Source organism: Pseudoalteromonas sp. S327, from assembly GCF_005886415.1.
Taxonomy (GTDB): domain Bacteria; phylum Pseudomonadota; class Gammaproteobacteria; order Enterobacterales; family Alteromonadaceae; genus Pseudoalteromonas; species Pseudoalteromonas atlantica.
The window spans coordinates 82103-102499 of sequence record NZ_PNDP01000012.1; the positions used below are offsets into that span (position 1 = coordinate 82103).

At 40.9% G+C, this 20397-nt stretch carries 22 protein-coding genes; 9 read left to right on the forward strand and 13 right to left on the reverse strand.

What is annotated here, in order from left to right; translation table 11 throughout:
* The first annotated feature begins 86 nt into the window (after positions 1-86).
* On the forward strand, positions 87-746 hold the full coding sequence (locus CWB60_RS04800) for a DsbA family oxidoreductase (protein WP_138579139.1): 660 nt from the start codon (positions 87-89) through the stop codon (positions 744-746).
* 337 nt (positions 747-1083) lie between these two features.
* The gene (locus tag CWB60_RS04805; RefSeq protein ID WP_138579141.1) at positions 1084-1815 is read left to right on the forward strand and encodes a MauE/DoxX family redox-associated membrane protein; all 732 of its coding nucleotides are present in this window, start codon (positions 1084-1086) and stop codon (positions 1813-1815) included.
* 61 nt (positions 1816-1876) lie between these two features.
* Here CWB60_RS04805 and CWB60_RS04810 read toward each other — a convergent pair whose 3' ends face one another.
* From CWB60_RS04810 to CWB60_RS04830, 5 genes are all read right to left on the reverse strand, one after another.
* Positions 1877-2155 (reverse strand): peptidylprolyl isomerase, encoded by a 279-nt coding sequence (locus CWB60_RS04810; protein WP_004588770.1) that lies wholly within the window; start codon positions 2153-2155, stop codon positions 1877-1879.
* A gap of 90 nt (positions 2156-2245) precedes the next feature.
* Positions 2246-2653: a thiol-disulfide oxidoreductase DCC family protein gene (locus CWB60_RS04815; protein WP_138579143.1), complete on the reverse strand. Its 408-nt coding sequence runs from the start codon at positions 2651-2653 to the stop codon at positions 2246-2248.
* A gap of 18 nt (positions 2654-2671) precedes the next feature.
* Positions 2672-3199, reverse strand: a complete 528-nt coding sequence (locus tag CWB60_RS04820) for a response regulator transcription factor (protein ID WP_029771697.1) — start codon at positions 3197-3199, stop codon at positions 2672-2674.
* A complete protein-coding gene (locus tag CWB60_RS04825; RefSeq protein WP_171036116.1) occupies positions 3196-4437 on the reverse strand; it encodes an ATP-binding protein in 1242 nt (413 codons plus the stop codon). The genes CWB60_RS04820 and CWB60_RS04825 overlap by 4 nt, the downstream gene beginning before the upstream one ends.
* A gap of 44 nt (positions 4438-4481) precedes the next feature.
* Positions 4482-4886, reverse strand: coding sequence for a nuclear transport factor 2 family protein (locus tag CWB60_RS04830; protein ID WP_004588774.1), 405 nt, complete (start codon positions 4884-4886; stop codon positions 4482-4484).
* Between the two features lie 367 nt (positions 4887-5253).
* Here CWB60_RS04830 and CWB60_RS04835 point away from each other — a divergent pair, with 367 nt between their 5' ends.
* Positions 5254-6333: a ketoacyl-ACP synthase III gene (locus CWB60_RS04835; RefSeq protein ID WP_138579147.1), complete on the forward strand. Its 1080-nt coding sequence runs from the start codon at positions 5254-5256 to the stop codon at positions 6331-6333.
* A gap of 96 nt (positions 6334-6429) precedes the next feature.
* Positions 6430-6816: an SMU1112c/YaeR family gloxylase I-like metalloprotein gene (gloA2, locus tag CWB60_RS04840; RefSeq protein WP_004588776.1), complete on the forward strand. Its 387-nt coding sequence runs from the start codon at positions 6430-6432 to the stop codon at positions 6814-6816.
* A 17-nt stretch (positions 6817-6833) separates the two neighbouring features.
* Here the strand turns inward: gloA2 and CWB60_RS04845 are convergent, their stop codons facing one another.
* Both CWB60_RS04845 and CWB60_RS04850 read right to left on the reverse strand, forming a co-directional pair.
* On the reverse strand, positions 6834-8195 hold the full coding sequence (locus tag CWB60_RS04845) for a leucyl aminopeptidase family protein (RefSeq protein WP_138579149.1): 1362 nt from the start codon (positions 8193-8195) through the stop codon (positions 6834-6836).
* Positions 8196-8277: 82 nt separating this feature from the next.
* Positions 8278-8700 (reverse strand): hypothetical protein, encoded by a 423-nt coding sequence (locus CWB60_RS04850; protein ID WP_024031949.1) that lies wholly within the window; start codon positions 8698-8700, stop codon positions 8278-8280.
* Between the two features lie 104 nt (positions 8701-8804).
* Between CWB60_RS04850 and CWB60_RS04855 the strand changes: the two genes are divergently transcribed.
* From CWB60_RS04855 to CWB60_RS04865, 3 genes are all read left to right on the forward strand, one after another.
* Positions 8805-8972, forward strand: a complete 168-nt coding sequence (locus tag CWB60_RS04855) for an oxidoreductase-like domain-containing protein (protein ID WP_138579151.1) — start codon at positions 8805-8807, stop codon at positions 8970-8972.
* Positions 8973-9297: 325 nt separating this feature from the next.
* The gene (locus tag CWB60_RS04860; protein WP_138579153.1) at positions 9298-11877 is read left to right on the forward strand and encodes a TonB-dependent receptor plug domain-containing protein; all 2580 of its coding nucleotides are present in this window, start codon (positions 9298-9300) and stop codon (positions 11875-11877) included.
* An 86-nt stretch (positions 11878-11963) separates the two neighbouring features.
* Positions 11964-13391: a tetratricopeptide repeat-containing sulfotransferase family protein gene (locus CWB60_RS04865; RefSeq protein ID WP_138579155.1), complete on the forward strand. Its 1428-nt coding sequence runs from the start codon at positions 11964-11966 to the stop codon at positions 13389-13391.
* Positions 13392-13401: 10 nt separating this feature from the next.
* On the opposite strand, the gene CWB60_RS04870 is transcribed toward CWB60_RS04865, so the two are convergent.
* On the reverse strand, positions 13402-14304 hold the full coding sequence (locus tag CWB60_RS04870; RefSeq protein ID WP_138579157.1) for an alpha/beta fold hydrolase: 903 nt from the start codon (positions 14302-14304) through the stop codon (positions 13402-13404).
* A gap of 128 nt (positions 14305-14432) precedes the next feature.
* On the opposite strand from CWB60_RS04870, the gene rlmF reads away from it, so the two are divergent.
* Together rlmF and ltaE are read left to right on the forward strand one after the other, a co-directional pair.
* Positions 14433-15365, forward strand: coding sequence for a 23S rRNA (adenine(1618)-N(6))-methyltransferase RlmF (gene rlmF, locus CWB60_RS04875; protein WP_138579159.1), 933 nt, complete (start codon positions 14433-14435; stop codon positions 15363-15365).
* A 50-nt stretch (positions 15366-15415) separates the two neighbouring features.
* Complete coding sequence (gene ltaE / locus CWB60_RS04880; RefSeq protein WP_138579161.1) at positions 15416-16420, forward strand: low-specificity L-threonine aldolase; 1005 nt, start codon at positions 15416-15418, stop codon at positions 16418-16420.
* Here the strand turns inward: ltaE and CWB60_RS04885 are convergent.
* The 5 genes from CWB60_RS04885 to CWB60_RS04905 all read right to left on the reverse strand — a co-directional run bounded on the left by CWB60_RS04885 (position 16403) and on the right by CWB60_RS04905 (position 20387).
* Positions 16403-16987, reverse strand: coding sequence for a thymidine kinase (locus tag CWB60_RS04885; protein WP_004588785.1), 585 nt, complete (start codon positions 16985-16987; stop codon positions 16403-16405). The two genes, ltaE and CWB60_RS04885, sit on opposite strands and share 18 nt — an antisense overlap.
* 101 nt (positions 16988-17088) lie before the next feature.
* Positions 17089-17883, reverse strand: coding sequence for a transporter substrate-binding domain-containing protein (locus tag CWB60_RS04890; RefSeq protein WP_138579163.1), 795 nt, complete (start codon positions 17881-17883; stop codon positions 17089-17091).
* Positions 17884-17950: 67 nt separating this feature from the next.
* Positions 17951-18421 carry a methylated-DNA--[protein]-cysteine S-methyltransferase gene (locus CWB60_RS04895; protein ID WP_029774244.1) on the reverse strand — a complete coding sequence of 157 codons (471 nt, stop codon included), beginning with the start codon at positions 18419-18421 and terminating at the stop codon, positions 17951-17953.
* Positions 18418-19773: a DNA-3-methyladenine glycosylase 2 family protein gene (locus tag CWB60_RS04900; RefSeq protein ID WP_138579165.1), complete on the reverse strand. Its 1356-nt coding sequence runs from the start codon at positions 19771-19773 to the stop codon at positions 18418-18420. Before CWB60_RS04900 ends, CWB60_RS04895 begins: the two co-directional genes overlap by 4 nt.
* A gap of 128 nt (positions 19774-19901) precedes the next feature.
* A complete protein-coding gene (locus CWB60_RS04905) occupies positions 19902-20387 on the reverse strand; it encodes a GNAT family N-acetyltransferase (protein WP_029774246.1) in 486 nt (161 codons plus the stop codon).
* Between the last annotated feature and the right edge of the window lie 10 nt (positions 20388-20397).

Here is a 20397-nt window from a genome sequence, read left to right on the forward strand (position 1 = left end):
GCTGCTCTTTTTAGTTTGAGGATTGATAATGCATACTTCATCCCAATATCCTCTGTTATACCAAAGCAATCCGCAAAAGGATGAATATGAAAAACTTTAAAATTGATATCGTGTCAGACGTAATGTGCCCATGGTGCGTAATAGGTTATAAAAACCTAGAAACAGCGCTTGGCCAACTTAAAGACGAGATGAGTGCAGATATTACATGGCATCCTTTTGAGCTAAACCCTGACATGCCGCTTGAAGGTCAAAATTTAAACGAGCACCTAATGCAAAAGTACAACCTGACTGAAGAGCAAGGCGATGAAAATCGTAAAAACATGTTCGAAGCAGGCCAGCGTGCTGGGTTTACCTTTAATTTTAATAGTGAGCGCATCATGATCAACAGCTTTGATTTACACCGCCTACTTACTTGGGCGCGTGAAGAAGATAAGCAAACCGAATTAAAGCTTGCCATGTTTGAAGCACACTTCACCGATTTAAAATACTTAAATCAAGAAGAGGCACTGCTTGATGTAGTCGCAAGTGTTGGCCTTGATAAAGAACAGGCGCGTAGTATTTTACACTCAGATAAATACGTTCAAACAGTACGCCAAGAGCAAGACCGCTTTAAGCAAATGGGTATTACTTCAGTTCCTACATTTATTATCAACGATAAATATGCAATTAGTGGCGGACAACCAAGCGATTCATTTATTCAAGCACTTAAGCAAATTAGTGAAGAAGAAGCCAAGCAAGACGCTTAGCAAGTAAGCTGCTGTTTAACATATATAAGGCTGCGCAATGCAGTCTTATATGATTATTAAGGGTGCAGTGTAACTTTACTGCCTACGTGAGCCGATATTTCTATAAGCTTTTAACAAAAACCCTCTGCTACTCAAGCCTTACCCTCTGCACTTTTATAAAAGTGCTGGCACTATACGTGCATTGTCTATTTTGTGTTCTTAATGAGTGTGCTGCGCGCTATTTTATTTCAAATGCCACGTAAATATTACAAGGTGCTATTAACTTCTTTCATACCGCCATTCACTCTCACTCTTACTTAAGGGCTAACAAGTAACTAATTACGCATAAGGAGCAAGCATGGCTAAGTCAGCAACATTATATAGAATGGCAACCGATGAACATATATGTCCGTTTGGACTCAAATCAAAAGATTTACTTAAGCGAAAGGGCTATAAGGTAGATGATAAGCCGCTGACTTCGCGCGAAGAAACCGATGCATTTCAACAAAAGCACAATGTTGATACCACACCACAAACTTTTATCGATAACGAACGCATTGGCGGGTATGACGACCTGCGCGCTTACTTTAATAAATCGGAGCCTGGCCAACAAGGTACTACTTATACGCCCGTAACGGCCATTTTTGCGGTTACCTTATTGCTTGCCTTTGCATTTAGCTACTCGACTGGCTTTGCACTTTTTTCTATACATACAGTTATGCTGTTTGTCGCGTTAACAATGGGCGTACTGGCTATTCAAAAATTACGCGACTTATACAGCTTTAGTAATTCTTTTATAACCTATGATTTATTTGCGATGAAAGTAGTGAGATATGCTTATGTGTATCCATTTTTAGAAGCATTTGTAAGTATTGGCATGATTGCAGGGCTTTCAGCTTATATTGTTGCACCAATTTCTTTATTTATTGGGGGTGTTGGTGCCGTGTCGGTGATTAAGGCTGTTTACATAGACAAACGAGAGCTTAAATGTGCCTGTGTTGGCGGAGATAGTAATGTACCGCTGGGGTTTGTCTCTCTGACCGAAAACCTGTTTATGATTGCTGCGGGTATCTGGATGTTTATTAAATAAAAAAACTGAATACTAAACAGGCTGCAGTGTGCAGCCTTTTTACTATTTGTCAGCGAGCTTATTAAGTACGATAAAGCACTTTAATTACATGCCAGCCAAATTTAGTTTTAACTAAATGTGGCTCTAAAATAGCGCCATTAAAGGCTATTTTGTCAAACTGTGGAACCATTTGCCCACGTCTAAACTCACCTAAGTCACCGCCTTTTTTACCTGATGGGCACGACGAGTATTTTTTAGCTAAGGTTTGAAACTTGGCACCTTTACCTAATTGCTTAATAATGTCTTCTGCTATTTCTTTGTGTTTAACCAATATGTGGAGTGCGTGCGCTGTACTTGCCATTTCAAAGCCCTGATAATTTAAAACGCGGCGATTTTAGCACAGCCACTTAAACCTAGCATCTACTTATACTGCAATGCGTGAACGACTAGTTTATAAATAATGTTTTGCATCTTCTGGATTGGGTATTCTGCAATACTGATATTTTCCAAATAAGGTATATCGGTTTAAAGCAATTTTATTGTACAGCCAGTTATTAAAGGTGTTAGGTAAAATACTAAATACAGTGGCGAGTTTATAGGGGTAACCTAGCTGCTTTACTACTTCAAAAAAAGCATGACTTTGCGTGTACGCTTTGCCGTTTTGTAGGTAAACCATTGAGGCGTATTGTGTGGTTGAAAAACCAAAATGAGTTAATAGCAGTGCACCTTTTGGGGATTGCACGCTGCACAGTTTAAAAATGCTAATAATAAAATTACACCACGCACTACATAATTTGCACTGTGCATCGAATAATATAATTTTTTGATTACGCATTAATGTAGCCGCATCATCACTCATTTTATACCCCTTAAGCAGTTACTGCTGAACCGGCTTTTTTTGTAACTTACGCTGCAATGTGCGCCTATGCATATTGAGTTGCCGCGCAGTGGCCGACACATTACCGTTATTACTATGTAGCACTTGCTGAATATGCTCCCACTCTAAACGCTCTGGTGACATAACTGGTGTGGCAACATCACTGACATTTTGTGTATTTAAATCTGCGTTTAGGGCCTTTAATAGCGTGGCCATATCAACGGGTTTAGTAAGGTAGTCGTTAGCGCCTAAACGCATGGCCTCTACAGCGGTGGCTATGCTTGCAAACCCTGTTAGTAATACAATATACGCCTGCGGTAATAAGCTGCGAAGTGGCTTAATTAAGGCAAGGCCGTTATCGTCACCTAGTTTCATATCGAGCAAAATAAAATCTGGTAAGTGTTTATGTGCACTGAGTAATGCATCACTTTGGTTATGCGCAACTTCACAACTAAAGCCTTGTTTTGTTAAACGCCGAGCTAGTGTACTGGCTAGGTTTATATCGTCTTCAATTATAAGTAATTTCATGTAAGTGGTTGCTCATTATTTGTTATGGCTAATTTTACTTTAGCCACTGCCCCGCCACCAGCATGATTATACAAAGTTAACGAGCCATTTAGTCGCTCAAACGTCACATTAGAAAGTAAAACCGCAAGCCCCATACCTTGGCTGCTAGGCATAAGTTGCCCGCCAAGCTCTGTTAATTGTGATTGGCTAAAACCGCTACCAAAATCACGAATTAGCAAATATATACTTTCACTGTGTTGATTATCTTGCTGCCAGCTTAGCTCTAACTGGGTTTGGTTATTTTTTTGATTAGCAATGCATGCATTTTGTAGCAAATTGAGAATAGCAGGCAATAGCATTGCATCACTTTTTAAGGTGACTGCTATTGGCTCACTTAACCAATTAATGTGCTGATCAGGGTATTGCAGTAATAATGTATCGGTGATCTGCTTTTGTAGCTGGTTTACTGTAATGTGCTCGGTGGTATTTTTATTACGAAGCTGAGCAGAGAGCTTTCTAAAGTCATTTAATTGCCTAGCACATTGCTTGAGCGGTGTTTGCATTTGCACCACGACAGGGTTATTTGGCTGCTCTTCTAAAAGCTCTTCAAATAGTAATTGTAAGTTAGCGATAGGACTAGCTAGTTGATGGGTTATTTGCGCAGCTGCGCCATCTAGGGTTACCAGTTGCTCGTTGCGCAATTGCTTCTCCCGGGCTTTAGCTATTGTGCGCTCTCGCTCCTTTAATGCTCGGCTCATAGCACCAATAACCAAAGCGATAACGCTTGCACTTAAAACAAAATTCACCCACATGCCTATAAAATGCCCGCTCATATTCATTTGATGCATACTGTGATCGGGCATCCTAATGAGTAAAAAGCTATAAGCGGCAATTGCCAGTACGGCGATATAAGCGAGTCCTTTTTCACGAAGGGTGACCGCTGCAATCATGATAGGTAGCAATAATAGCGATACAAACGCATTGGTTGCGCCGCCACTTAATGAGAGCAAAATAGTTAAAAACAGGACATCCGCAGTGAGCTGCATTAACATCCCTATAGGGCGCGCTTGGCTAACATTTCGATAGGCGAATACGCTTACTAATTGAAATATCGCCTCTATGGCTATTACCACTAATAAAGGGAGTAACGCTATTTGGTGTTCTAATAAAAAATACACGCTTAGTACAGCAATTAACTGCACAGCAATAGCAGCACTTCGCAGCATTAAAAGGCGGCTAATGGTCGGGTCGGTTTGCATAAACAAGGTGTGATGTACCTATAAAATTTAATACGTTAAAAAAGTTAATCTTCATCCATTGATATAGTAAACAGCGCGCACGGCGTTCCTTGATGAAACACCATTTTCCATTGTTCATTACTTTTACGCCAAAGCGACATACGTAAGGAGTAATTAAACTCACTTCGGGCTGAGCGCCTATAAGCCGCTTGGTAACTAATTTGCGCGACATCATCGCTAAGCATTCGCCCTTTAAAGTGCTGATTATAAAACTGCGGAACAACCTCGGTAGGTAAACGTGTGAGTACGTGCTGCTTATCAAATACGGTGCCATTAGCTGCAATTTCAATAAACTCATCATCAAGTAAGGCATTTAATGCATGGCTTGATTGACGAACATCGGGGTCGAGCAACTGTCGTTCGGCCTCTATCAAGTGATTAAACAACGACACTTTTATTTTATTGCTCATGGGCTTCCTTATTATGTATGCAATTGCCACGTGTTTGTGTGTTTATACGTTAAACGGGCAGTAATTAATAATATCGGCTTACTTTAATTCACTCAAGCTAACACTTTAACGCAGTGCCATAAACGCAAGCCACTTACGTTTAAGTGAAGCTGCAAAATCATGCACTATTCAATTATATGCTGTTTAACACATCGCTACGTATAGTTTTAATACTTGCTTACTCTTTAAACAAGCTTTACGTCAAATTGCCCACAATTACTATTATTTACGAGACAAAACAGGTTAATAACTTCTCTTAAAGGGCAATTTTTGATATAACTCACCCATTAGCAATACACGTCAGACCACCTTTTTAAGAGAACACACTATGGCCTACGCACATATTACTGGTTGGGGTAAATGCATTCCACCAGCAAGCATTAGCAACGATGAAATTAGCGAAATAGTTGATACCAACGATGAGTGGATCACCACACGTACTGGTATTAAATCTCGTAGGGTTAGCCATGTTAGCACCGCAGAACTTGCAACCGTTGCCGCAAAGCACGCCATCGATTGTGCAGGGATTGACGCAAAAGATATCGATTTAGTTATTTTAGCGACTTGTACCCCTTCTACTGTGGTGGCCAATACCGCCTCTTTAATACAAAAAAACATTGGTGCGACCGGCGCTGCAGCTATGGATACCAATGCTGCGTGTTCTGGTTTTTTATATGCTCTTCAGGCAGCTACCGCTCAAATTCAGGCGGGTATGATTAAAAAGGCCGTGGTTATTGCTGCAGAGCGCATGACCTGGTATGTAAACTGGGCACGCCGTGACAGCGCTGTATTATTTGGTGATGGCGCAGGCGCAGTAGTACTAGAAGCCGCAGACACACCAGCAGGCCTGCTAGGTACTAAAACCGGTTGCGACAGCGAAGACAGAGATATTTTGCATATCACCAACTTTGGTAGTGATTTAAATAAATATGAGCCAATTGGCCCATCAGACTTATTATTTGAAGGCCGTGAAATTTTCAAACGTGCCGTTAAAGGTATGAGCGAAGCGTGTGATGATGTATTAACGCAAGCCAACCTAAGCCTTGATGACATTAACGTATTAGTGCCACACCAAGCTAACTTACGTATTATTCAAGCAATTCAGCATCGTTTAAAAGTGCCGGATGAAAAAGTAATGGTAAACATTGCTGACTACGGTAATACCTCAGCCGCCACAATTGCAATTGCGTTATGTGAAGCCGTAGAGCAAGGCTTAATTAAGCCGCATTCAAATATTATGTCGGCAGCGTTTGGCGCAGGTTTAACGTGGGCAGCAAGCTATATAAAATGGGGCGAGCGTGTAACGCCGATTAAAGTAAGTGATGCAACTTTGCCACCGTGTGAGCTAACAGGCCTTGAGCTTGTAGCCCCCGCAGTTAAAGCCTGCAAAGACGCTGAGCCTAGCTAAACGTTTTTAAGCACATAAAAATTAAACGCACTTTTTAGTGCGTTTTTGTTTTTTAGAAGAACAAACTCATGGAGCTAATTACATGGATCTATCTACATGGAACTATTAGGGATTCATCATGCTGCTATTATTTGCAGTGACTACGCCCGCTCTAAGCACTTTTATAGTAACGTACTTAAACTTAAAGTTATTAACGAGCATTTTAGGGCCGCGCGTAATTCGTATAAATTAGATTTAGCGATGCCTGATGGCAGCCAAATAGAGTTATTTTCGTTTGATGGAGCACCTGCAAGACCAAGCTACCCAGAAGCGCAAGGCTTAAGGCATTTAGCATTTAAAGTTAAAAACGTTGCCCAAGCAAAGCAGTATTTAGAGTCACAAAATATAACTGTGGAAGAGATAAGAGTGGATGAAATAACCGGCAAAAAATTCACCTTTTTTGCCGATCCAGATAACTTACCGCTTGAGTTATACGAGGTATAACCCTCGTATAACAAGGTTTATTTAAAACGGCTTTGCAAGTAATTAAATACCGCACGAATACCTAACGCTTCGCCGCCGGTTGGGCGCCCAGGTAAAGCACGTAAATTCCACGCCATTACATCAAAATGTACCCAGGGTGTGCTTGGCTCTACAAACTCTTTTAAATAAAGCGCCGCGGTAATTGCACCACCAAATGGTGTGCTGGCACAGTTTGCCATATCAGCTACATCGCTCTTTAAAAAGCTTTTGTACTGATCAAATAAAGGCAATTGCCATACAGGGTCGCTTACATCCATACCGGCATCAATAATACCATTTGCTACATCGCGCTCTGTTGAGAAAAAGCCCGGTAGCTCAGTACCTAAAGCAACACGACAAGCACCGGTAAGGGTCGCAAAGTCAATAATTAGCTCAGGGTTATCGTTTTGTGCCTCGCTAAGCGCATCACACAATACTAAACGCCCTTCTGCATCGGTATTGTCTATTTCAACCATAATGCCTTTACGCGTTTTAATTACATCACCTGGGCGAAATGCATTTCGCGATACCGCATTTTCAACCGCAGGCACTAAAACGCGCAGTCTAATTGGTAAATTAGCCGCCATAATTAGCTGTGCTAAAGCAATAACGTGCGCTGCCCCGCCCATGTCTTTTTTCATGTTACGCATGCCCGAGCTTGGTTTTAAATCAAGCCCGCCAGAGTCAAAACATACCCCTTTACCAACTAAGGTAATAAGTGGTGCGTTTTCATCGCCCCATTTTAAATCAAGTAAACGCGGTTTGTTTTCGCTCGCGCGCCCGACCATGTGTATTGTTGGGTAATTTTGCTCAAGTAGCTCATCGCCAATCCACTGGGTAAATTCACCGTTGTAATTATTGGCTAAATCTTCCATTACTTGCGATAAATGCTGCGGCATCATATCTACCGCAGGTGTGTTTACTAAATCACGCGCTAAATAAATGGCATCGGCTTGTTGCTTAATACGCTGATACAGCGCTTCATCGGCAATGGCTAATTGTGCTTTGGCCGTTGGTTTTTCTTTATATTCACTAAATTCATAGCCGCCTAACACAAAACCAAGCGCGACTTGCTCTGTAAAGGCATCATCGCCTTGAATTTGATACGTGCCCAAGGGTAATTTATTGGCAAGCTCGCCTGCGGCCCAAAAATCATTTTGGCTTTGTAATAAACAATAAACGTGGCTTAGCTCACCGGTTTGCGCGTCAGGCACAAGCGCTAAACCTTGCTTTTCAAAGCCGCTATTTGTTAACCATGTTTGGATAAAAGCCGGTTGTTGTGATTGCCAGTCAGTTAACTCGTTTTTAAGAATAAAAGATAAAGGAATACCAGAAGAAGTATGACGAAGTAATGCACTCATTGAAAAGCTCATATAATAAAAAATGGTAGCTCAAAGCATACCAATAAGACCGGCTAAAAGGTATAGCTAATTTTAGCCAGATTTATTCTTTATTTGGCGCTTTAGTGTGTTGTTTTAAATCCTCTTTAACTATTTCAGCGTCTAGCTCTTTAACTGGTTTATTAATGTTAAACGAGCTAGGCAATACATCTACACCTACCATCCTGCCTAGCTTTACAACCAATGGAATAGTAATAGGGGCAAACGGCAGTACGGCAAATACACCTAAGCCAAGCCCTTTTAAAATATCTACAAATTGCTCATTAGCACGCTTTAACTCTTCTTTGCTGGTTTGCCCCTGCGTGTAACGCCTATAAATGGTGAGCATTTCTATGGTTTCTTGCCTTTCTTGCGCAAGAGCAATTTTTAGCGCCACCATTGCACGACGAAAGCGAAGCTGTTGGCGCTTTTTACTAATTTTAACTACCCGCCAAGGCGCACGGTGAATAACTTTATATAATCGCATACCCTTTATTTTCACACATAAAGGGTTTTACACAAGAATAATTTACTTAATACGCCCTATACTTTACTCTTTTGCACCATAACAGTGCTCACAAGCTCATTTTTATGCAAAACAAACAAATAATAGTACTCCTCAAACCCCAAAAACCACAGCCTGATGAATGCTGCGGCGGAGGTAGCTGTAGCCCTTGCGTGTGGGACGAATACAGACAAAAATATCGTGACTGGCAAGCGCAAAACACACCACCTGCCTCACCAAAAGAAACAAATTGATAACATCCACCCACCCACTTCGCGCATTAAATCTTCGAAAAAGCGTTAAAATCGCACTTTATTAGTTCAAATTAGTTACATACTGCACCATTGTTGCAAATATATTTTATTTTGAACTTTTTGTTATTAAAGAGTTAATTATTAATTGCCCTGAAAGTTTTTTATGTATAGGCTGTACATAGGACTTCACATGAGGTGGGCTTTTAGCTTTAAGAAGTTGAGTAGGTTGACTCTTTATCCCCATGTGAATACGTCCAAAATTATAAATAAGTAATGTTAATTACTGCATTACGTACAAAATATATTCTAACTGGGGAAAATTAGAATGAAACTTAAAAGCAATGCGCTAAATCAAGCAATTAAATTTGCATTAGCAACAACAACCACCGCAGGTTTGTTTATTTCAGGTTCTGCTGTTGCAGCAGAAGAAAGTGAAACTAAAGTTAATAAAAACGTTGAAAAAATTGCCGTAGTGGGTACTCGCTCAGCGCCACGCTCTATTGGTGATTCACCGGTTCCTATTGATATTATTGGCGGTGAAGAGCTAGAAAAGTCTGGTAACACAGACATGCTAGAGCTACTTAAAGGCTCTGTTCCTTCTTTTAATGTTCACCAAAACCCAATCAGTGATGCTGCATCACTAGTACGCCCAGCTAACTTACGTGGCTTACCTTCAGACAGCACATTAATTCTTTTAAACGGTAAACGCCGTCACCGTGCTTCTGTTATTGCATTTTTAGGTGGTGGTATTAACGATGGTGCACAAGGCGCTGATATTTCAGTTATTCCTAGCATTGCACTTAAGCAAGTAGAAGTACTACGTGATGGTGCAGCAGCACAATACGGCTCAGATGCAATCGCAGGTGTAATGAACTTCCAACTTAAAGATGCCTCTGAAGGCGGTAAATTTGAAGTACGCCATGGTCAATACTACGAAGGCGACGGTGATACAACACAGATATCGGGTAACGTAGGCTTACCATTTACCGACAACGGCTTTGCTAACTTAAGTTTTCAATATAAAACAGCAGATGCAACAAGTCGCTCAGAGCAACGCCCTGATGCAGCCGCACTTTCTGCTGCAGGTGTACCAGAAGTGTCTTCGCTTGCGCAAGTTTGGGGTGCTCCAGAGGTTGATGACGACATTTCAATTTTTGGTAACTTTGGTTTAGAACTAACAAACGACTCAGAATTTTATATGTTTGGTAACTACTCTGAGCGAGACGTACGTGGTGGTTTTTACTACCGTAACCCGCATACTCGCCCAGGTGTATACTCAAACGATGGCGGTGAAACACTGCTTGTTGCCGATTTAACAGAAGACATGAGCGGTAACTGTCCTACTATCGCAATTGATGACAACGTACTAGATAACCCAGACTACATTAGCGGTGTTGCTAATAATCCTGATTGTTTTGCATTTAACGAAACCATTCCTGGCGGTTTTACACCTAACTTTGGTGGTAACATTACCGATACCTCTTTAACTATTGGTACAAAGGGTATGTTTACAGGTGGTTTCCTTAAAGATGCATATTACGATTTAAGTGGTACGGTGGGTTTAAACGAATCTCGCTACTTTATTTACGACACGGTTAATGCGTCGTTAGGTGCAGACAGCCCACGCGATTTTAGCCCAGGTAAATATGAGCAACTAGAGAAAAACTTTAACTTTGACCTTTCTAAAGGCTTTGATTTTGACCTAGCGTACGATGTAAATATTGCCGGTGGTTTAGAATGGCACGAAGAAACATTTACTGTAATTTCGGGTGATGAAGCATCATTCACTGCAGGTCCTTTAACTGAGCAAGGTTTTGGTATTGGCTCTAATGGTTTCCCTGGTTTCAAACCTTCTGATGCAGGCGAATATACACGCCGTAACTACGCAGCTTATGTAGATATTGAAGCACCATTTACAGAAGAATTCTTAATGGGCCTTGCGGTACGTTTTGAAGATTACGACAGCTTTGGTACAACAACAAACTACAAAGTAATGGCGCAGTACCACGTAACTGAAGATCTAAATATTCGTGGCTCAGTAAGCACAGGTTTCCGTGCTCCAACAGTTGGCCAAGCGAACGTTAGTAACGTACAAACAAACTTAAGTGATGGTGTATTACAAGATTCAGCACTTTTACCACCAACAAACCCAATTGCAGTGCAATTAGGTGGTACAGAGCTTGAGCCAGAAGAATCGCAAAGTTACACACTAGGTGCGGTTTACACTATTGGTGATTTATTTGTAACACTTGATTACTACAACATTGAAGTTGATGACCGTATCAGCCAATCTGAAAAAATTGTACTTAGCCAAAATGATAAAGACACGTTAGAAGCAGCAGGCGTACCAAATGCACAAAGCTATGCGCAAGTAAGCTTTTTCACAAATGACTTTGATACAACAACACAAGGTATTGACTTAGTTGCTAACTACACAGCTGACATGCTAGGCGGAAGCTCTACATTTAGCCTTGCTTACAACTGGAATGAAACAGAGGTAACTAAGTTCAGCGACATTACCGGTGAGTTTAAAGTTAAGCGTTTAGAAGAAGATTTACCTAACCACCGTGCAACGCTTACTTGGGCACAACAGTGGGAATCTTTTTCAATGTTTACCCGTGCTAATTACTACGGCGAATACCAAGGTGTTCACGTAGATTACGATGCAACAGCAAAAACAGCTGATGCAGCAGTAACTATTGACGCTGAAATAACGTACTTCTTAAATGAGTCTATTAGCTTCTCGGTAGGTGCACAAAACATCTTTGACCAAGACGCTGAAAAACTTGATTTTGAAGACCGTACGGGTATCCCTAACAATAACTGGGGTGGCCAATACTACGAAACGTCTCCATACGGTATTAACGGTGGCTTCTACTACGCGAAAGCAACCTATACTTTCTAATATTTTTTCATGATAAACCAAGGCGAAATGTTAAGACATTTCGCCTTTTTTATTTTATATTAATTAAAAAACAATAATGCCTCATCATGCTAATTAAAAAAGCCAATCAATTATTACAAGAAAATAAACTCAAAGAAGCCGAGTTTCATTTTAAAGCAATTTTAAATAGTAACCCGCAAAGCGGCGAAGCATTATTTGGTTTAGGCAGGATAGCACTTAGGTTAGAGCGCTATGATGCTGCGGTATACTTATTACAAAAAGCATGCGAACGTTTACCCCATATGCTTGAGCCACTGCACGCCCTTGCCGATGCATTTAACGGCGTTAATTCCCCTAATGATGCGCTTAAAGTACTCGAATATGCTAAAAGCCTTGCAAGCCATAACCCAGAGCCTCATTATTATTTAGCTCAGCATTATTTAAGCTACGGCGAATTAGACAAAGCACACACCACATTTGCGCATGCACTAAGCATGGGGCTTTACCCCGTAACTGCCTATATTTTATTTGAACTAGTACAATTAGGCCGTTTCAATAAAGAACATAATTATGTGAGCAACCTGCACCACTTTTTAACGCAAACGAATAACGTGCGTTTAAAAATGGTGTGTTACTACGCGTTAGGTAAAAGCTACGACAAATTAGAAGATACAGAGCAAGCATTTAACTACTATGTGCTTGCCAACAAACTTCAAAAAAAGCTTTCTCACTTTAAAACCAGTGATTTAGTGCCTTTTTATGAAACAATTATAACGCATAATACACAACAGCTAATTGCATCTGCCGATCACACTTTTACCGGCAATATTACGCCTGTGTTTATTATTGGCATGCCCCGCAGCGGCTCAACCTTACTTGAGCAAATAATGGCCAGCCACTCACAGTTTGCCACATTAGGTGAAAACACCAGTATTGCTAACCAAGTGGTGGCATTTATAGAGCAGCAAACGCAAACCCCTTACCCGCAATGCTTAAGCGCACTTAGTAACGATTTAATCGTAAAAGCTCGCAATATTTATATTGAAGAATTAAAAAAAGCACAGCCTGTACGCCCTTTCATTATTAATAAGCTACCGAGTAACTATCAGTCTATTGGCTTAATTTACTTGCTGTTCCCTAATGCTAAATTTATTAATTTAAGTAGGGATTTTAACGCCACTGCTTTTTCGGTATTCAGTAACTACTTTGCCGAAAATGAGCCGTACTTTTGTGATTTAAAAGAATTTAAACTTTACCATGCGCTGTATGCAAAATTAATGGATCATTGGCGCAGTCTGCCCTCATTACCGCTATACGATATTCATTATGAGCAAATAGTTGCCGAGCCTGAGTCGCAGCTAAGTGCTTTATTTTCGTTTTTAGGGTGTGAGTATGAACCGCAATGCTTAGCATTTTATAAGCGTAAGGCTGCTGTTAGCACATTAAGCAAACAAGCCATTAGGCAGCCAATTAATACACAGGCACTCGCGCATTGGGAGCGCTATAAAACACCGTTTTTAAAACAATTTGAATGAGCCTAATTGCCTAACTGTGTTCGTTAAACCAGCTTACAACATCTTTAAATTGCTCATCCCGTGCCTGAGGGTGAGTAAGCATATTAATATGATCGTAATCCACACTATGACCATGGCGCTTGCCATAAATTTTAAGGGTTTGTTTTCCAGGTCCGGACTCTGCCATAAACTTTTTAATATCAATAGGCTGCGCAAGAGCCTTATCGTTTACAGCGCCAATATGTAGTGTAGGAGGCACCTGCACTTTAGCTAAGGCTTTTGCATAGTCAAAACCATCATCGCTATCTATCCATGGCCTTTTTTTAGCCCACTGCATGCTTTGATAATGCGACTTTTGCGATTCGTTATCGCTGCCCCACTTATAGCCTTTTGCGTTTAAGTACCCCTGTTTTTTAGCCAATATGGGCGCCATAAAGTACCAAATTATATTTGCTTGTAGTAACTTTTTAGGGTGATTATTAAACAAAGAGCGTTTAGAGCCAAAATAAGCACACGCTTTAACCTCTTTTAAATACTCAGGAAAACGTGCAAAAACGCTATTCATTAAAACGCCCCCCCAAGAGTGAGCAACCCAATAGTCTGGCTTTTTACCCTCAAATTGTTCAATGTAATTAATAAAGGCGGGGATATCTTCTACTATTGCCTCTGTTTGACCATATTTAGCCTGCGACGAAATAAGCGGCTTGCTCTCTCCGCGCCCGCGCAGGTCTGCTACATAACAGCAATAGCCTTGCTCAGCCAAATAAGGGCCTAGCCCTTTATTGCTATGAGTATAAAAAATTTTGCCATTTTCTACTGCGCCGTGCATAAAAAACACCACGGGGCCCGCTTGCTTGTCGTTTGCTATACGGCGTAAATGTAGTGTTTGCTGATTGCCTAGTTGAACAAAATGGGAGTGCTGTGTAATTGCCACAAATTTTCCTTTATTATCTTTAGCCACTCATCCTACCAGTACCACTGTTAATTCTAAAGTAAATGGTTGCACTTTTTAGTGGGGCATTTGATACAATTGCGCCATTATTTAATTGCTAAATTAATGCTATGAAATCAAAACAAGTCTCTAACAAGCTCCACCCACGCAACCAACATTTACATGGCTACGATCTAGACATGCTATGCGATAAGCACGATGCGTTAACCCCTTTCATCATCGTCACCCCTGCGGGGAGTAAAAGCATTGACTTTACCAATAACACAGCAGTAAAAACGCTTAATCAAGCGCTTTTAAAAGCGCATTATAAAATAGATTTTTGGGATATTCCTGAGCATAACCTATGCCCTCCTATTCCTGGTCGCGTTGATTACATTCATTACTTGGCAGACTTATTAAGCGACGACAACCAACAAAATATTCCAACTGGCAGGCAAATTAAGGTGCTCGATATTGGCACAGGGGCCAATTTGGTCTACCCATTAACAGGTAATCATGAATACAACTGGCACTTTACTGGTAGCGACATCGATGCAAATTCAATAAAAATAGCGAAGCAAATCGCCCAATTTAATGGTTTAAAAATAACCCTTAAACACCAAAAAAACGCATCATCTATTTTTGAAAACATTATAAATCAAAAAGATTTATTTCATTTAACCCTGTGTAACCCCCCATTTCACGCAAGCGCAGAAGAGGCCAATAAAGGGTCGCAGCGCAAATGGAAAAACTTAGGGAAATCGCCTAAAAACACCCTTAATTTTGGCGGGCAAAATAATGAACTATGGTGCGAAGGCGGCGAAGCACAGTTTATTAGCAATATGATTGCTCAAAGTGAGCAATTTGCAGAGCAAGTAATATGGTTTACCTCCTTGGTTTCAAAAAAAGAAACGCTTAAAGTGTTAGAAAATAAATTAAGCACCCTCCCTATTGCCGAATATAAAATTATAGACATGGCACAAGGACAAAAAGTAAGTCGCTTTATTGCCTGGAGTTATTTTGATAAAGCCACCCGTGAACAAATTTTTGAAGAGCTTGTTTAAACCCATAAAAAACAAAAAAGCCTGTAGTACTTAATAAAGGAATAACCACCATGATAGATTTTCGCTCAGACACGGTTACTAAACCCTCAAAAGCCATGCGCGATATAATGTATAACGCGCCAGTAGGCGATGATGTGTACGGGGATGATCCTAGCGTAAACCAGCTAGAAGCCTATGCAAGTGAGCGTTTTAGCTTTGAAGCCGCACTTTATTGTAGCTCTGGCACGCAAGCTAACTTACTTGCGCTTATGGCTCATTGCGAACGCGGAGATGAATATATTTGCGGGCAAAATGCCCATAACTATAAATTTGAAGGCGGTGGCGCTGCAGTATTAGGCTCTATTCAACCACAACCGATTGAGAATGAACCCGATGGCAGCCTCTGCTTTGATAAAATTGCCGCCGCAATAAAACCAGATGATAGCCATTTTGCCAACACCCGCTTACTTAGCCTTGAAAACACCATAGGCGGAAAAGTACTCCCCCTTAGCTACTTAGCCAAAGCACGTCATTTTGTAAATGAGCACTCGTTGGCTCTGCACTTAGATGGCGCACGTGCGTTTAATGCAGCGGTTGAATTAAACGTTGATATTACAGATATTACCCAGCACTTTGACTCTGTTTCAATTTGCTTATCAAAAGGGCTAGGTGCTCCCGTTGGCTCGCTATTACTAGGCACAAAGGAGCTTATCAAAAAAGCACGGCGCTGGAGAAAAGTACTCGGTGGTGGCATGCGCCAAGCCGGAATGCTGGCAGCCGCGGGGCAATACGCACTTGAAAATAACGTCTCTCGCTTAAAATACGATCACGCTAATGCGCGTTATTTAGCAAGTAAGCTTAACGAACTCAATGGGTTTAGCGTTGATATGAATAACACCACCAACATGGTGTATGCGCGCTATTCAAGTGAGTTAAATATAACGCATATTAGCGAGCAATTAGCACAACAAGGCATATTAATTAGCCCAAGCAAACAGCTTAGGCTAGTCACTCATCTTGATATAAACCAAGATGATATAGATACTTTTATACGAGCCTTAGCGGCCCATATTTAACTCAGCCTTATAGTGCTTGCGGCACACCGACACATAACGGTCGTTGCCGCCAATTTCTACTTGGTTACCATCGGCAATGGCATTGCCGTTTTCATCTGTACGCAATACATGATTGGCTTTACGGCCGCAATGGCACACTGTTTTAAGCTCAACCAGTTTATCGGCCCATGCTAGCAAGTACTGAGAGCCAATAAATAACTCACCTCTAAAGTCGCTTCGCAGGCCATAACACAATACCGGAATACCAAGTTCATCAACCACATCAGTCAGCTGCATAACTTGCTCTTTAGATAAAAACTGGCATTCGTCAACCAATACACAGTGGCGCTTTTTTTCGTTTTGCAGATTTTGGATCAGCTCAAAAACATTTTTTGACGCATCAAATATATGCGCATCAGCTTGCAGTCCGATACGAGACGATACTTTTCCTACACCAGAGCGGTTATCAATTGCAGCCGTTAAAATAACTGGCTCCATACCACGCTCACGATAGTTAAACGCAGATTGTAATAAGGTGGTTGATTTACCCGCATTCATCGCAGAGTAGTAAAAGTATAATTGAGCCATTGCCGTGCCTTAAGATAAAAAGTGCGCTTATGCTACCTTAATATGCGATTAATACCAATTTCATATCGCTATTTTAGTTAATAAGCGCTTTGATTTTCTTATTACTCAACAGCTTGCAAGTATTTTATATAAATTTGTGCACTGTCAAAGCGCGCTAACCATTGCCATATCTCTTTACTAAGCTGGCTATTTTGCTGGTAAAACTGCTTTGAAAAAATTAAATAACCGTCGGTTGTTTCATAAGGTGGGTAAAGGGGTTTTACATCGCTCCCTTTATGTTGATAGCTCGACACTTTTAAGTCATCTACTTGGCATAAATCAACACTTGCCTGTACCACTCCTTTATCAAGTAATTCAAAAGCTTTGTCTTTTGAAAAAGTATTATGAATATAAAAAGGCTCTTCTTTTAGCGCGCTGTTTAAGCCATAGCCATTAGGAATGGCGATAGTGAACGCTTTATTTTGAAATACTTCACGTGTTTGCCATTGTTTATGAAAACGAGCTCGCCCTATTAAGCAGCTACTAAAACGACTCACTGCAAATTTTTCTAGCAACACCCCTTTTTCGTTTGTAGGGTACACAGCAAAACGTTCACGCCCATCACGATAGCTGGCAATAACGGCATTAACACGGTTAAGCTCTAAATCGTTTAGGCATCTGCGCCATGGTTTTCTAACAAATGAAATAGCCACATTGGGTATGTCGGCATCCAGTTGCTTTAAAATTTCAATTGAGGCGCCAGGGTTATCTATAGGTACCTCTTGCCCAATGCCCAAAAACATAGGTGCAACGTCTTTATCTTCGTAGCAAAATATAAGCGTTTGAGAGTTAGCAAACACCGCTGAAGAAAACATCAAACCAAATATAAATAAATAATTTAAGCTGCTGATACTCATAATAATTTTTATTAGTAAATAATGTAAATTGTAGCTTGTGATAACAAAGCTGCCAGTGCTGTAACAGTTAAATTATCCCTTCATGCTTTAGTAGCCAACTTTTTCTCTCAAGGCCACCAGCGTACCCAGTAAGCTTTGAGTTTGCACCAATAATTCGATGGCATGGCACAATAATACTAATGGGGTTTTTGCCATTTGCAGCCCCGACTGCTCTTACCGCCTTAGGGTTATTTAATTGTTTAGCTATATCGCCGTAGGTCATGGTTTTGCCAAAAGGGACGCTGAGCAACGCTTGCCACACACCATTTTGAAAAGGCGTACCTTGCGTATCTAATGGCACATTAAAGGTTTTGCGCTGACCATTAAAGTATTCGTTTAATTGCTTTACGCAGATTAAAACCGCTTCATTTGTTACTTGCTCAACGGGTGTATGGGTGTAGTGTGTTTTTGGGTAAAAACCAACATAGCTCACCCCGTTTTCAGTCGCTTGAATAATAACATCGTCAATCGGACTCGAAATTGCGGTCTGTATAATCATGAAAGTTGCTGCCATAGTTGAAACGTTAAGTACGAGCGAAATGGAGCGCTCAGCTCTGGGTTAAATTGCTTAGCATTAATCAGCGCCTTTTTTACTCCGAGATCGCCGGCTAATAGTATATCTGGGTTACTTTGCCCGCGCAGTTTAGCGTAGTTAACAGTCCACGGCCCTATGCCTTTTATATCGAGCCAATTATCCAAAACCCTGCTATCGGGGTTATCAGCGCAGTACTTAGATAAATTTTTTAATGCATTTTTGCGCGATTGCGGCATTTTAAAAAATTCAAAGTCGCATGTCGCTAAATCCTCAGGCTGTGGAAAATACACTTTATCTGCGTGTTTATCGCCTCGCTCTGCAACCAGCTTTGTTACTAAAGTGTGCGCTGCCCCCACGCTAACTTGTTGACCCAATACAGCGCGAATCCCCGCTTCAAAGCTTGACCATATCCCAGGTAAGCGTAGCCCTTCACTTAATGTAAATGCCCCATTAATACTGTTTTTTAAGTGGCTTTCAATAGGGTTTATATCGGCATCTACATCAAGTACACGGCGTATATTATTAATTACTTTTTGTAAGTGCTCGGTATTATTTATTACTATTTCAACTTTAAAATGGTTATTTTGCGCCTTAAAGTGCGCATTAAAATAACCTACCACCCCTTTTAGCTTAAATGTTCGCCCGTAACTGGTTGGGGTTATCCACTCCATAGGCTCTATTAACCGCTTTGACAAAAAGCTGTGCAAAGCCTGCCAATTGTAAGGAGGTCTAAAAGGGAGAGTTAATACGATCACAGGGGTTGCCTCTTTTTTTGATTTTCTGAGCTTTGATGGGGCCATATTTAATTGTTGTAAAAAAGCATCGTTAAAACGTCGCACACTTTTAAACCCAGCGGCAAATGCAATATCGGTTATAGGTAATGTGGTTTCTTGAATGAGCTTTTTAGCAAACTGACATTGGTTAAATAACCGATATTGAGTAACAGACACACCAAAGTGCTGATTAAATATGCGTCGCAAATAACGACTGGTAATACCCAAACGAGTAGCTAGCATTTCGCAATTACAGCTATCACCTAAATCAATTAACTGCTTAGCTCTAAGCGCGGTCGTTTTTACCCCCTGCCAAGCAGCGCTGCCCGGAGCACTATCGGGCCTGCAGCGTATACACGGTCTAAAGCCTGCTTGCGCTGCGTTGTGCGCATATTGATAATACACCACATTTTTTTCTTGAGCGGTGGGCGCGGGGCAAATTGGCCGACAATAAATACCGGTGCTTTTTACCGCAACGTAAAATAAGCCATCAAATCGTGCATCGCGGCTTTGCCGTGCTTTTTGCCAATACTGATTATTCATGTAGGGTCTTAATCAATAAAACGTACCTCAGCATAACAATTTTTAAAGCAAATACTGGCCGTTTTCGGCACTCATCTGCTTTTAAAAAAGTATTATACCAACCCACTTAATTAAGCGTTTTAGTATCACTATTGCTCTGCAAAATCGAGTAAGTCTTGGCCTGCTAGGCGGTAGATTATCCATTCGTTTTGGGCTTTTGCCCCAATGCTATTATAAAAATCTATAGCGGGTTTATTCCAATCCAGTACTACCCACTCAAAGCGTCCACAGTCGTTTTTTATAGCTTTATTAGCAAGGTGTTTCATTATTAGTTTGCCCGCACCATTGCCACGGCTATCGGGGCTTACGTATAAATCTTCCAGATATAAGCCATTTTTACCCAGCCAGGTAGAGTAATTATAAAAATACACCGCAAAGCCAATAGGCTCATCATCTTCAAGGCAAATAACACTGTGTGCAGTTGCCCCCTCACTAAACAGCGTTTTTATAATTGCCTGCTCATCTGTTTTTACTGCATCGGGTTCTTTTTCGTAAATGGCCAGTTCGGTAATAAACTGTAAAATGGTTGGCGCATCGCTTTTTTTAGCGTCGCGTATTTGTATTTGCTTACTCATGTTATTAATC